This is a genomic window from Streptomyces sp. NPDC024687 (assembly GCF_055559055.1).
On record NZ_JBVHLJ010000019.1, the window covers coordinates 27,515 to 40,234 of the forward strand.

Below are 12,720 nucleotides of genomic sequence, written 5' to 3' on the forward strand. Positions count from 1 at the left end.
CATGGAGCAGGTATTAAGTCGGCAGGAAGCATCAGAGGCGGTCCAGGACTACGGGTGGCGCTTCTTGCTGGGCACTTTGCAAACGTCGGTCCGGGTGGGATCGCTGGCTCAGGCGATGGGCCTGGCGGCGGACGCTGTCGCGGTGTGCGGCGACGACGCCGATCGGCACCTTCGGGTCGATGCCCGCCCCGATCGGATCGTCTTCACTCTGCAGTCGTTGGACCACGCAGCGACTACCGCCCGGGATGTCGAACTCGCGCGTCAGATCTCCGCCACGGCTGACAGCTCCGGTTTTCTGACAGAGCCCGAAATCGCAACGGGGGCACCACGATCCGTCCAGGTTCTCGAGATCGCGATTGATGCATTGAACATCGCGGGGATTCGGCCGTTCTGGAAGTCGGTGCTGGGCTATACGGATGAGGCGGGTGCCGAGGGCCCGGAGGATCCGCTCATCGACCCGGTCGGGCAAGGCCCTGCCATCTGGTTCCAGCAGATGGACCGGGCGCGCCCGCAGCGCAATCGCATCCACTTCGACATCTGTGTTCCGCATGACGAGGCACCCCGGCGGATCGAGACCGCACTGGCGGCCGGAGGGCGGCTTGTGTCCGCGACCCGTGCCCCCGCTTTCTGGGTACTGGCCGACCTGGAGGGGAACGAAGTCTGCGTCACCACATGGCAGGGTCGCGACGGCTGAAAACGGTGATGCGGGACATCGAGGGCAAGAGTGCCGTACCGATTGAGCGAGCCCTCGTACGACCGAACGCAGAACGCAGTCGCACGCGTCCCCACACCGCTGCCCCGTCGCTGCCGCTGCCGCCGGGACGCTACTCGGCCGGTTCGCGGCGGGCGGTCGCGAACCGGCGCTGGTAGGCGGCGGGGCTGATCGACAACTCCCTCGCGAAGACGCGGCGCAGGCTCTCGTACCTCGGGAAGCCGGCCATGGATGCCGCCTGTGTGGCGGTGTGCCCCTGGTCAAGCAGCGATTTCGCGATGTCGAAGCGGATCGACTCGACGTACCGGGTGGGCGAGGTGCCCAATTCCTCCCGGAACAGCCTGGTGAGGTGGCGCGTACTGACGTTGAGCCGTCGTGCGAGTGCGGTCAGGGAGTAGTCGGCGGCGGGATCCGCGGTGACCAGGTCGACGACCCTGCGCAGGGCGGGCGACCGGGGCGGTGGTCCTTGCAGGGGTGCGGAGAACTGCGATTGGCCGCCCGCTCGCTGCAGATAGACCACCAGGGAGCGGGCCACCTCCCGGCTGATGTCAGGGCCGTGGTCCTCCTCGACGAGCGCCAGCGCGAGGTCGATGCCCGCGGTGACGCCCGCCGATGTGTACATCGTGCCGTCGCGCACATAGATGGCGTCGGGCTCGACGCGGGCCTTCGGGTATCGGGTGGCGAGCTCGCCGGCGATCTTCCAGTGGGTGGTCGCTCGCCTGCCGTCCAGAAGACCCGTCGCGCCGAGGACGAAGGCACCGGAGCACACCGAGGCGACACGGCCGGCACGGGCTGCCAGGCTCCCGGTCGCTTCGGCCAGGTCGCGCGTGACCGGAGTCCTGGGGTAGATGTCCCCACCCGGCACCAGGAGTGTGTCCGGGGCCCTCTGCGTGGCGGCGCTGCCGTCGACGGCGATCCGCATGCCGATCGAGGAGGTGACGTCGGCGCCCGTCGCCGACAGGAGGATTATCCGGTAGTCGGCACCGAGCAGGTTCGCCTCCCCGAACACCTCGGCCGGTCCGGCGACGTCCAGCAGCTTGACCCCGTCGTAGACGAGGATCGCCACGCGATGCGGGTCGGAGTTCACGGGGCCACCCTGGGATGACCGGATTCGAGGGGTTGATGGCCGGACCGGGGCAGCGCCGAGGGGCCCGCGGTCGGCACTGTGGACAACGGGCGCACCGTCCACTCGTCGTACATCGCATGGGAAAGCGCGGACATCATGACCGACATCATCGCAGGAGTGGAAATACCCGGGACCTCGGCTGTCGCGGAGGCCACGGAGTTTCTCCGGGAGAGGACGAATCCGCTGATCTTCCATCACTCTCGGCGTGTTTTCCTCTTCGGTTCCCTCCACGCACGTGTCAGGGACCTGCGGCCTGATCCCGAGCTGCTCTACATCTCGGCGATGTTCCACGACGCGGGTCTGGTGATCCCTTTCTCCGAGGCGCAGCAGCGTTTCGAACTGGACGGCGCCGACCACGCGCAGAATTTCCTGCTGGAACGGAGGTTCTCCCAAAGCTCCGCCGAGGTGGTCTGGAGGGCGATCGCCCTGCACACCACACCGGGGATTCCGGGCCGAATGGACCCCGAGGTGGCCGCCACGAACTACGGCGTCCTGACCGACGCGATCGGCTGGGGGATGGGCGAGCTGGAACGTGACCGGACGGACGAGATCATCGCCGCTCATCCGCGCGGCGATTTCAAGAAGGAATTCCTGCAGGTATTCGTCGACGGTCTCAAAGACCGCCCGGACACGACGTACGGGACTGTCAATGCGGACGTCCTGGAACACTTCGTTCCCGGATATCGCCGTACGTCCATGGTGGAGCGCATCCTCGATGCTCCCTGGCCACGGTGACCGGGCAGCAGGCATGGTCGAGCCGATGGTGCCGATCGGCACCGTCTGAAAGGAATACTCGTGCGAGCCATAACTGTCCGGGACCGCGAGGCCGGGATCTCAGGGCTGACCTTCGAAGAACTTCCCCATCCCCACGCGGCCGAGAACGACGTCATCCTGCGGGTGCACGCCGCAGGCTTCACCCGAGGCGAACTCGACTGGCCCGCAACCTGGACCGACCGCGCCGGCCGTGACCGCACCCCGAGCGTGCCCGGCCACGAGGTCTCCGGGGTGGTGACGGAACTCGGATACGGAACGACCGGCCTCACCATCGGCCAACGGGTCTTCGGACTGGCCGACTGGACCCGCAACGGCTCGCTCGCCGAGTACGTCGCCGTGGAGGCCCGTAACCTCGCCCCGCTCCCCGCCGATGTCGACCACACGGTGGCCGCGGCACTGCCGATCTCCGGACTGACCGCGTGGCAGGGCCTGTTCGACCACGCCCGTCTCACCACCGGCCAGACCGTCCTGATCCACGGTGCCGCCGGCGGCGTCGGCTCGATCGCCGTCCAGCTCGCTCACGAAGCGGGCGCCCGCGTCGTCGGCACGGGCCGCTCGGCCGACCGCGACACCGTCCTCGACCTGGGCGCGCACACGTTCCTCGACCTGGAAGGCGACCGGTGGGAGGACACAGGTCAGGTCGACGTCGTGTTCGACGTCATCGGCGGCGACGTCCTCAACCGCTCGGCCGCCCTCGTGCGACCGGGCGGCACGCTCGTCAGCATCGCTCACCCGCCCGCGGTGCGCCCCGCTGACGGCCGAGCCGTCTTCTTCGTGGTCGAACCCGACCGCGCCCGCCTCGCCGACCTCGCCCGGCGTCTGCGGGACGGCCGGCTGCGGGTACGCGTCGGCGCGGTGCGGCCGCTGACCGAGGCACCCGCCGCCTTCACCTCACGACAGCGCGTGCCCGGACGCACGATCATTCGCGTCGCCGAGGACTGAGGGGGAGGGGGCGATGGTGTCGTAGACGGATTGACGGCCACTGCGGCTCCGCCGGACGTCAGGGCGAGCGCCATGGGGGCGGCCAAAGCCGTCCTTCCCCCACGGCCTGCGCATCGGCCGGCCCCGCTTCACGATGACAGAAATCTCTTGGCGACGGGCCTGTCGGTCATGCCAAGCTGTCAACTGCCGAAGGGGTGTAGCTCAGATGGCCAGAGCGCCGGTCTCCAAAACCGGATGCCGCAGGTTCGACTCCTGCCACCCCTGCCACAACCTGAGTGCGGCTGCGGCTGCGGCTGCTCACTATGCGCGCCGAGGCCACCGGCATGATTGTCCGGGCCGAAGTCGCTGCCCGGAGTGGCCGTAGCCGCAGCCGCCGCCGCCAGGCCGTGCCGATCGCCGCGTCCAGATCCAACGGCGCAGCCGTCCATCGCTACCGGTCACCGACCTGCTCAGGCAACGACGTTGAGAAGCCGCGCCCCCCGGGGAACCGTGGTCCGCAGTTCTCGCACCAAGGCGCGCACGACCGCGGATCTGGCCAGTTCGGTGGTGGTGACATAGCCGACCTGGCGAGTCGGACGCTCGGGGCCGAGATCGGTGAGCGTGACCGAGTTCGGTGCTCCGACCAGGGAGAGGGCAGGCATGATCGCCATTCCGTGGCCTCCGCTCACCAGGGAGAGCACCGCTCCGTCATCCTCGGCCTCGACGGTCGCCGTCGGGATCCAGTCCTGTGCAGCCCACCAGTCGCGGGTGTACGAGCCGCAGTTCTCGGCCCAGTCGACCAGCGGCAGCGAACGTGGGGCGACGTGATGCGCCGCGTGGACCAGAGCGTACGGATCCTCGAAGAGTCCGCTCGCGACGAGTCCCGGGGAGATCGGGGCGGACCCAGCCAGTGTGGCGATGCCTATGTCGGCTTTTCCGTCGGCCACTTCGCCCGCGGTTCCGCGCCCCACCTCCCGTACGATCCGCACCCGCGGCTCGATCCCGGGATGCCTGGCGCGCAGCCGCTGAAGGACGGCCGGCAGCAGGTGGAGAGCCGCACTGCGGAAGGCCGCGATCCGCAGCGGCCCCTCCGCCACGTCGGACCGAGCCGCACTGCGTGCCTCAGCGGTCAGGACGTCCAGCAGGCGCAGGATGCGGCGGGCGTGTGCCACGGCCTTCTCTCCGGCAGGGGTGGGGCGGGCGCCGGTGCGGCCCCGTTCGAAGAGCACGGCACCGATCTTGCGCTCGCTGCCGCGAACCGAGTGGGAGACCGCGGACTGAGTCAGGCCGAGTGTCCTGGCCGCGGCCGAGAAGCCGGCGGTGTCCGCGACCGCCAGGAGGACGCGCAGTTCGTGCGGGGCGAGATCGGAGTCGGTCGCGCGGGCCACGGGGCGCTCACCTCAACGTATGAGAACTGCTCATGGAACGGGGTGTCGCATGAGCTCAACTGGCTGCCCACCAGGGCTATTCCTTCCCTACGGTCCGGTCATGAACGAGACCGCGATCACCGTGCACCAGACCGCCCGTCCTCATGGCTTTCCCGCCGCCGAGCACTTCACCTTCGTCGAGTCACCGCTTCCCGATCCCGCAGCGGGCAGCGCGCTCGTGGAGAACCTCATCTGGTCCGTCGACCCCTATCACCGTGAGTTGATGGACGACGTGCCCGGCGGCTTCGCGCTCGACGCGCCGCTGGAGGGCCGTACCATCGGGCGGATCGTCGCCTCGCGCACACCTCGTCTGGCCGAGGGTGAGATCGTGTTCCACCGGCAGGGCTGGCGCACGCACGCGGTGGTCACCCCCGAGGAAATCCGGCGGCTGCCCCGCTTCGACGGGGTGCCGCTGACCGCATACCTGAGCATCCTCGGCGGCACGGGTCTGACCGCCTACGTGGGCCTGACCCGGATCGCCCGGCTCCGGGAGGGCGAGGACCTTTTCGTGTCGGCCGCCGCGGGCGGGGTCGGCACTGCGACCGGGCGGTTCGCCCGGCTGCTCGGCGCCGGACGGCTCGTGGGCAGCGCGGGCTCGGCCGCGAAGGTCGACCATCTCACGCGGGAGGTCGGGTATGACGCTGCCTTCAACTACCACGACGGGTCGGCCGCCGAACTGCTCGGCAGGGCCGCACCGGACGGCATCGACCTGTTCGTCGACAACGTCGGCGGTGAGCAACTGGCCGCAGCGGTGGGAGCGTTGCGCGAGTTCGGGCGCGTCGTCCGCGTCGGTACGATCAGCCAGTACAACACCCCCGACGCGCCGCCGCCGCGCTTCAACTACGCGGACATCGTCGAGAAGAGCCTCCGTATGGAGGGCTTCCTGGTCAGCAACTACCGAGATCTGCAAAAGGAGTTGTACGAGTTCGCCGTGCCGCATCTGCAGAGCGGCCGACTCGCTCCGGACGAGACGGTGGTTGACGGGTTCGAGCACATCGTGGACGCCTTCCTGGGAATGCTGAGCGGTCAGAACACCGGCAAGATCATCGTGCGGGATCGCGCGCAGGCCCGATCTGCGCACTGATAGCGGCTCGACGCTCCTTGGCGTCACCCACTGAAGGCTGCCGCCGGGTCAAGGGGCCGCCGGTGTGCACAAGTTGCACGGAATCTGATGTCACAGGGGTTGCCGAACCACTCAAGTCAACATTTAAATCAAGGTCTGAACTAAGTACGAAGTGGCCTCTCGTGACCATCCTTCATCCACCCGCAGGGGAGACTTGGCATGGGTCTCAGATCTCTCGGTGTCGCGCTTGCCAGTACGGTGGCGCTGATCGCCCTTCCCGTCGTCGCACCACCCCCGGCCCTCGCGGCCGACGCCAATCTGTCGCAGGGCAGGACGGCCGCGTCGTCCTCGACGGAGAACGCAAGCACGCCTGCCGCCGCCGCAGTTGACGGTGACACGGGCACCCGTTGGTCCTCGGCCGCGGCCGACGACCAGTGGCTCCAGGTCGACCTGGGGGCCACGGCCTCGATCAACCAGGTCGTCCTCAGCTGGGAAGCGGCCTACGCCGCGGACTACAAGATCCAGGTCTCGCCGGACGGCGGTTCCGGATCCTGGACCGACCTTCGGACCGTCACCGGAGGGGACGGTGGCACCGACACCCTCACCGTTTCGGGCCAGGGCCGCTACGTGCGTATGCAGGGCATCCACCGGGCCACCCCATGGGGTTACTCGCTCTGGGAGTTCCAGGTGTTCGGGACCCCTGGCACCACCCAGCCCGGCAGCTGCTCGACCGCCAACTCGGCGCAGGGCAGGACCGCTTCGGCGTCCTCGACGGAGAACGCCGGCACCCCCGCGTCCGCGGCATTCGACGGCAACGATTCCACTCGCTGGTCCAGCCAGGCCGCTGACCCGCAGTGGCTACGCGTCGACCTGGGCTCGTCCCAGGACATCTGCAGGATCGACCTGAACTGGGAAGCCGCGTACGGCAGAGACTTCCAGCTCCAGGCTTCCGCCGACGGTCAGAACTGGAGCACCCTCAAGACCGTCGCCGGCGCGACCGGAGGCCGTGCGTCCTACGACGTGAGCGGCACGGGCCGCTACGTCCGCGTTCTCGGAACGGCCCGCGGCACGGCCTACGGCTACTCGCTCTGGGAAGTCGCCGTCCACACCACGTCCGGCGGCACCGGAGGCCCGGTCCAGGGCGGCGGTGACCTCGGCCCGAACGTGATCGTCGTCGACCCCTCCACCCCCAACCTCCAGCAGAAGTTCGACCAGGTCTTCACCCAGCAGGAGTCCGCGCAGTTCGGCTCCGGGCGCTACCAGTTCCTCCTCAAGCCGGGCACCTACAACGGCATCAACGCCCAACTCGGCTTCTACACCTCGATCTCAGGTCTCGGACTGAACCCCGACGACACCCAGATCAACGGTGACATCACCGTGGACGCGGGCTGGTTCAACGGCAACGCGACGCAGAACTTCTGGCGCTCGGCGGAGAACCTCGCGATCACTCCGTCCAACGGCACCGACCGCTGGGCCGTCGCCCAGGCCGCGCCCTTCCGCCGTATCCACGTCAAGGGCGGCCTCAACCTGGCACCCAACGGCTACGGCTGGGCCTCCGGGGGCTACATCGCCGACTCCAAGATCGACGGCACCGTGGGCCCGTACTCGCAGCAGCAGTGGTACACCCGCGACAGCTCGGTCGGCGGTTGGACCAACGGTGTGTGGAACATGACGTTCTCCGGTGTCCAGGGCGCCCCGGCGACCAACTTCGACACCGGCCCGTACACCACGCTGGACACGACTCCGGTCTCCCGCGAGAAGCCGCTCCTCTACCTCGACGGCAACGACTACAAGGTCTTCGTCCCCGCCAAGCGCACCAACGCCCGCGGGGTGTCCTGGCCCGCCAATGCCGGGACCTCGCTCCCGCTCAGCCAGTTCTACGTCGTCAAGCCCGGCGCGACCGCCGCCACCATCAACACCGCACTGGCCCAGGGCCTCAACCTGCTCTTCACCCCCGGCGTCTATCACCTCGACCAGACGATCAACGTCACCCGGTCCGACACCGTGGTGCTCGGGCTGGGCCTGGCCACGCTCGTCCCCGACGGCGGCATCGACGCCATGCACGTCGCGGACGTCGACGGCGTCCGGCTCGCCGGATTCCTCATCGACGCCGGCGCGACCCGGTCCGACACGCTGCTCCAGATCGGACCCGCCGGCGCGGCCTCGGACCATTCCGCCAACCCGACCACCATGCAGGACGTGTTCATCCGCATCGGCGGCGCGGGCCCCGGCCTCGCGACCAACTCCGTAGTGGTCAACAGCGACGACGTCGTCGTCGACCACACCTGGATCTGGCGCGCCGACCACGGCCAGGGTGTCGGCTGGGAGACCAACCGCGCCGACTACGGCCTGGTGGTGAACGGCGATGACGTCCTCACCACCGGCCTGTTCGTCGAGCACTTCAACAAATACGACGTGCTGTGGAACGGCGAACGGGGCCGCACGATCTTCTTCCAGAACGAGAAGGCCTACGACGCCCCCAACGCCGCCGCCATCACCCACGACGGCATCGTCGGCTACGCCGCCTACAAGGTCGCCGACACGGTCAACGTGCACGAGGCGTGGGGCCTGGGCAGCTACTGCAACTACACCTCGGACCCCTCCATCGTGCAGCGTCACGGCTTCCAGGTGCCGGTCAAGCCCGGCATCAAGTTGCACAGCATCCAGGTGATCTCCCTGGGCGGCAAGGGACAGTACGCCCACGTCGTCAACGACACCGGCGCGCCCACCTCCGGCACCGACACCGTCCCATCCAAGATCACCCAGTTCCCGTGACCTGCGGCGGGTGAGCGGGACCGCCACCGACCAGGACACCGACCCGGCGTGCTGGGACCGCGCTCACGGTCCCAGCACTGTCCTACCGGGCTTTCCCGCCCCGGCCGGGCCCAGCTGGAGATCGCTCACGAAGGCCAGTCGGAGGCGGCGGGCCGGGTCTTCGGCGGGGTCGTCGGCGACCAGCCCGCGGCGTAGGGCGCGTCGAGGAGGACGCTGTGGCGCTGTCCGACGGGCTGCCGGAGTCTCCTGATCCGTCCGAACAGGCGGCAAGTGTCAGCAGCAGGGCTGCCGTGGAGATGAGCGCTGCCGTGGTCCGCATGGCCCTTGCCCCCAGGTGTTGTTGAAGAAAGAGGAAGCCTTCTTCGACATCCAAGCGATAGCCCACAGCCACGGGTCACAGGAATTGGATCGGAGCACGGTGGCATGGACATCCGAGTGCGGGGCACTTGAGGCCTGCCTGACGTGCCCGGTGGTGAGCCGTGGGTGTCAGAGCTCGGATGCAGCCAGGTGCTCGCGGTGCGGCCGGCCGCCCTGCGAGAGGGGTTTGAGGGGAAGGTATGACTGTGATCATTCCGGCGGAGAAGGAACTGCGCGCTGTACTGGCCCGGTTCGCTCAGGCCCGTATCGAACATGACGTGCTTCCCAGCGGCCGCACCAGCCGTGCTCTTGAAGACTCCACTTACACGCTGTGCGTGATGACCGGAGCCCGCACCGCCGAGCAGGCTCTGCGCGCGGCCGATGCCCTGCTGGAGCAGTACAGCAGGAGCCGTGCAGGCGTCTTCAAGGAGGATGAGACGCTGGCCGCGTAAGAGGGACGACTCTTCGCCCTGCTGTTGGGTCAGGTCACTGCCGCGTGCACAGGCAGCGGCAGTGACCACGTCGATGAACGGTTCATTCAGCACCCGCCGTCCGATCCGGCCCGAGCAAGGACCCAGGGACTTCTTCACCTCCTTGGGACCTCGCCCGGTGAAGACAGCACCACCCGATGGTCGGCCAGGTCGCCGACTGGATCGTCACACCACGTGACTGTCGCGACCACCCGCTTGCCCACCGGCTCACGGTGGACCTCGAAGCTCCGGGAGACGGCCGTGACAACCTCCAGACCGTGCCGTCCCACCCGCTGAGGGTCTCTGGCCAGGATCACGGGCAGCTGCGGCTCGGTGTCCCACACCGCGACCGCGACGGCCTCTCCGGTGAGTTCCAAGGTCAGCAGGAAGGGGCCCAGGGCGTATTTCCGCGCGTTGGTCACGAGCTCGCTCACCACGAGCTCCACCGTGCCCATCGCTCGATCCGACACCGGCAGGGCATGTCCTTCTCGCAGGTCCGTCAGGAAGGCCCGGGCCACAGAGCGGGCCTCGCCGATTTCCTCATCGCTGCCCTCGAATGCGGCGGACATTTCCACTCGATGGTCCGCAAGCGGCTGCTGCCCCTGATCTTGCCCAGGCAGGTCCATACAGTCCGCCTCACGTCCGAAGCGCCGCTCATTGCCCCGACCGCCTACCCCCGAAACACCATCACAGTCACCACCAACGAGCAGCCCCAACGGCTACCGTGCGCGAGCTGCGCTCATGCCTGCGCCGGCCGCGGGTTGTCCGCGGCCGGCGCCTGGGCGGTCGTGTGCGTGCTCGTCGTTACCGGTGTCCTTCTTCCTGTGGCGGGCCCGCGCCGGCTGCCGGGGCCGCGTCGGGTGCTGTGAACCGGTGGCGCTGGGACGCACTTCGGGCTGCGGTCAGTGACGGACCTTCACCTTGCTGAGGGCCGCTACGCCGACGGCGGCGAGGGCGATCTGGATGAGCCACTCGATCCAGTCGACGCCGTTGGTGTCGGCGACGCCGAGGCCGGCGGCGATGGCGGCGCCGATGAACGCGGCGATGATGCCGATCAGGATCGTCCACAGGACGCCGATGTGCTGGCGTCCGGGGATGACGAGTCGGCCGAGAACACCGATCACGATGCCGATGACGATCGCGCTGATGATGCCTGAGATCTCCATGGGCGGTCTGTCACTCCTCGGTTCAGTCGTTGGTGACATGCGAGTGCCCGTTCGATCCGAGACCACTCTGCCCAATGTATGAGACAGATAAAGAACTTCGTGTTCTATAGGTGCGGCGTGAGCGGATTGTCAGCGCACGTCCGCCGCATCGAGCAGGGCGGCCACCGTGGGGGTGATGAGGCCGGTCAGGCTGTCGGCTCCGATTCCTGCGCGGGCGCTGGCGCCGTCGAAGACCAGGCTGAGCTGTCGGGCGAGCAGGTCCGGATCGGCGGCTCCGCCCTGTTCGGCCTCCGCCCGGAAGAAGGCTGTCAGTTGGCCCTTGACTCGGTGGGCCACCTGGCTCGCGGGGTGACTCCGGTCCTTGAGTTCGATCTGGGCGGACAGGTATCTGCATCCTCGGAACTCGGGCGCCCCCGCCTGCCGTTCCACCTGTTCGAAGACGTGCAGAGTCCGCGCGCGAGGTGAGCGGCCGTCGCCCGCCTCGGGCAGGAGTGTCGCGATGAAGGCGGAAGCGCGTTCCTCCAGGCTCGCCGCCAGCAGTTCGCCCAGGACACCTCGTACTTCAAGCACCCGGGTGTCGCGATCACCGTCTCCTCCGGTGACTCCGCCTACGGTGCCGAGTACCCGGCAACCTCCCAGTACGTGACGGCAGTCGGCGGCACCGCCCTGTCCACATCCTCCAACTCCCGCGGCTGGACCGAGTCCGTGTGGAAGACCAGCTCCACCGAGGGCACCGGCTCGGGCTGCTCCGCCTACGACCCCAAGCCGACCTGGCAGACCGACACCGGGTGCACCAAGCGGATGGAGGCCGACGTCTCCGCGGTCGCCGACCCCGCGACCGGTGTGGCCGTGTACGACACCTACGGCGGCTCCGGCTGGGCGGTCTACGGCGGCACCAGCGCCTCGTCGCCGATCATCGCGGGCGTGTACGCCCTCGCGGGCACCCCGGGCTCCAGCGACTACCCGGCGAAGTACCCCTACTCCCACACCTCCAACCTGTACGACGTGACCAGCGGCAACAACGGCTCCTGCTCCACCTCGTACTTCTGCACCGCGACCACCGGCTACGACGGCCCGACCGGCTGGGGCACCCCCAACGGCACCAGCGCCTTCGCCTCCGGCACCACTTCCGGCAACACGGTGGCCGTCACCAACCCGGGCAGCCAGTCGACGACGACCGGCGGCTCCGTCAGCCTGCAGATCAGCGCGAGCGACAGCGCGGGCGCGACCCTCACCTACAACGCCTCCGGGCTGCCGACCGGCCTGTCCATCGGCAGCTCGACGGGCAAGATCACGGGAACGGCGTCCACCGCGGGCACCTACCAGGTCACCGTCACCGCGAAGGACTCCACCGGCGCCTCCGGCTCGACCTCCTTCACCTGGACCGTCGGCTCCGGCAGCGGCACCTGCACCTCGACCCAGCTGCTCGGCAACGCCGGCTTCGAGTCGGGCAACACCACCTGGACCGCCGCCGGCGGGGTCATCACCAACTCCACCAGCGAGGCGGCACACGCCGGTTCCTACTACGCCTGGCTGGACGGCTACGGTTCCGCGCACACCGACACGCTCTCCCAGTCGGTGACCGTGCCGAGCGGCTGCAAGGCCACCTTCACCTTCTACCTGCACATCGACACCGCGGAGACCTCGACCAGCAGCGCCTACGACAAGCTGACGGTCACCGCGGGCTCGACGACCCTGGCCACCTACTCCAACCTCAACAAGGCCTCCGGGTACGCCCAGAAGTCCTTCGACCTGTCCTCGTACGCCGGCTCCAGCGTCACCCTGAAGTTCAACGGAGTGGAGGACTCCTCCCTCCAGACCAGCTTCGTCGTGGACGACACCGCCCTGACGACCAGCTGACCCATCCGAGGGGAACACCCGATCCCGCACGCGGAGACCGTCCGCGTGCGGGACACCCGTTGTCCACCC

The 12,720-nt window shown here is 68.6% G+C and carries 11 protein-coding genes, 1 tRNA gene and 1 pseudogene; 8 read left to right on the plus strand and 5 right to left on the minus strand.

Annotation, left to right across the window (positions count from 1 at the left end):
• The first annotated feature begins 1 nt into the window (after position 1).
• The gene (locus tag ACZ39I_RS40655; RefSeq protein WP_467250651.1) at positions 2–694 is read left to right on the plus strand and encodes a VOC family protein; all 693 of its coding nucleotides are present in this window, start codon (positions 2–4) and stop codon (positions 692–694) included.
• Between the two features lie 130 nt (positions 695–824).
• Here the strand turns inward: ACZ39I_RS40655 and ACZ39I_RS40660 are convergent, their stop codons facing one another.
• Positions 825–1,799: a GlxA family transcriptional regulator gene (locus tag ACZ39I_RS40660; RefSeq protein ID WP_467250653.1), complete on the minus strand. Its 975-nt coding sequence runs from the start codon at positions 1,797–1,799 to the stop codon at positions 825–827.
• A 135-nt stretch (positions 1,800–1,934) separates the two neighbouring features.
• Between ACZ39I_RS40660 and ACZ39I_RS40665 the strand changes: the two genes are divergently transcribed.
• From ACZ39I_RS40665 to ACZ39I_RS40675, 3 genes are all read left to right on the plus strand, one after another.
• A complete protein-coding gene (locus tag ACZ39I_RS40665; RefSeq protein WP_467250654.1) occupies positions 1,935–2,573 on the plus strand; it encodes an HD domain-containing protein in 639 nt (212 codons plus the stop codon).
• A gap of 60 nt (positions 2,574–2,633) precedes the next feature.
• A complete protein-coding gene (locus ACZ39I_RS40670) occupies positions 2,634–3,554 on the plus strand; it encodes an NADP-dependent oxidoreductase (protein WP_467250656.1) in 921 nt (306 codons plus the stop codon).
• 190 nt (positions 3,555–3,744) lie between these two features.
• Positions 3,745–3,821 (plus strand) — tRNA-Trp (locus ACZ39I_RS40675).
• A gap of 182 nt (positions 3,822–4,003) precedes the next feature.
• Here the strand turns inward: ACZ39I_RS40675 and ACZ39I_RS40680 are convergent.
• Complete coding sequence (locus tag ACZ39I_RS40680; protein WP_467250658.1) at positions 4,004–4,921, minus strand: LysR family transcriptional regulator; 918 nt, start codon at positions 4,919–4,921, stop codon at positions 4,004–4,006.
• Between the two features lie 100 nt (positions 4,922–5,021).
• Here ACZ39I_RS40680 and ACZ39I_RS40685 point away from each other — a divergent pair, with 100 nt between their 5' ends.
• The 3 genes from ACZ39I_RS40685 to ACZ39I_RS40695 all read left to right on the plus strand — a co-directional run bounded on the left by ACZ39I_RS40685 (position 5,022) and on the right by ACZ39I_RS40695 (position 9,607).
• Positions 5,022–6,044: an NADP-dependent oxidoreductase gene (locus tag ACZ39I_RS40685; RefSeq protein ID WP_467250660.1), complete on the plus strand. Its 1,023-nt coding sequence runs from the start codon at positions 5,022–5,024 to the stop codon at positions 6,042–6,044.
• A gap of 198 nt (positions 6,045–6,242) precedes the next feature.
• Positions 6,243–8,798 (plus strand): discoidin domain-containing protein, encoded by a 2,556-nt coding sequence (locus ACZ39I_RS40690; RefSeq protein WP_467250662.1) that lies wholly within the window; start codon positions 6,243–6,245, stop codon positions 8,796–8,798.
• A gap of 563 nt (positions 8,799–9,361) precedes the next feature.
• Positions 9,362–9,607, plus strand: coding sequence for a DUF5133 domain-containing protein (locus tag ACZ39I_RS40695; protein WP_467250704.1), 246 nt, complete (start codon positions 9,362–9,364; stop codon positions 9,605–9,607).
• Between the two features lie 134 nt (positions 9,608–9,741).
• Here ACZ39I_RS40695 and ACZ39I_RS40700 read toward each other — a convergent pair whose 3' ends face one another.
• The 3 genes from ACZ39I_RS40700 to ACZ39I_RS40710 all read right to left on the minus strand — a co-directional run bounded on the left by ACZ39I_RS40700 (position 9,742) and on the right by ACZ39I_RS40710 (position 11,361).
• Entirely contained in the window at positions 9,742–10,251 is a 510-nt protein-coding gene (locus ACZ39I_RS40700) for an ATP-binding protein (RefSeq protein ID WP_467250664.1), read from the minus strand.
• 276 nt (positions 10,252–10,527) lie between these two features.
• A complete protein-coding gene (locus tag ACZ39I_RS40705; RefSeq protein WP_467250666.1) occupies positions 10,528–10,791 on the minus strand; it encodes a GlsB/YeaQ/YmgE family stress response membrane protein in 264 nt (87 codons plus the stop codon).
• 129 nt (positions 10,792–10,920) lie between these two features.
• Complete coding sequence (locus ACZ39I_RS40710; RefSeq protein ID WP_467250668.1) at positions 10,921–11,361, minus strand: TetR/AcrR family transcriptional regulator; 441 nt, start codon at positions 11,359–11,361, stop codon at positions 10,921–10,923.
• On the opposite strand from ACZ39I_RS40710, the pseudogene ACZ39I_RS40715 reads away from it, so the two are divergent.
• Positions 11,329–12,651: pseudogene (locus ACZ39I_RS40715) on the plus strand (putative Ig domain-containing protein); the annotation flags it as partial. The gene ACZ39I_RS40710 and the pseudogene ACZ39I_RS40715 sit on opposite strands and share 33 nt — an antisense overlap.
• Positions 12,652–12,720 lie beyond the last annotated feature (69 nt).

Excerpts from the sequence above, each read along its gene's own strand:
- ACZ39I_RS40655 (WP_467250651.1), top strand. The coding sequence starts at position 2 with ATGGAGCAGGTATTAAGTCGGCAGGAAGCATCAGAGGCGGTCCAGGAC.
- ACZ39I_RS40665 (WP_467250654.1), top strand. The coding sequence starts at position 1,935 with ATGACCGACATCATCGCAGGAGTGGAAATACCCGGGACCTCGGCTGTC.
- ACZ39I_RS40685 (WP_467250660.1), top strand. The coding sequence starts at position 5,022 with ATGAACGAGACCGCGATCACCGTGCACCAGACCGCCCGTCCTCATGGC.
- ACZ39I_RS40690 (WP_467250662.1), top strand. The coding sequence starts at position 6,243 with ATGGGTCTCAGATCTCTCGGTGTCGCGCTTGCCAGTACGGTGGCGCTG.
- ACZ39I_RS40700 (WP_467250664.1), bottom strand. The coding sequence starts at position 10,251 with ATGGACCTGCCTGGGCAAGATCAGGGGCAGCAGCCGCTTGCGGACCAT.
- ACZ39I_RS40705 (WP_467250666.1), bottom strand. The coding sequence starts at position 10,791 with ATGGAGATCTCAGGCATCATCAGCGCGATCGTCATCGGCATCGTGATC.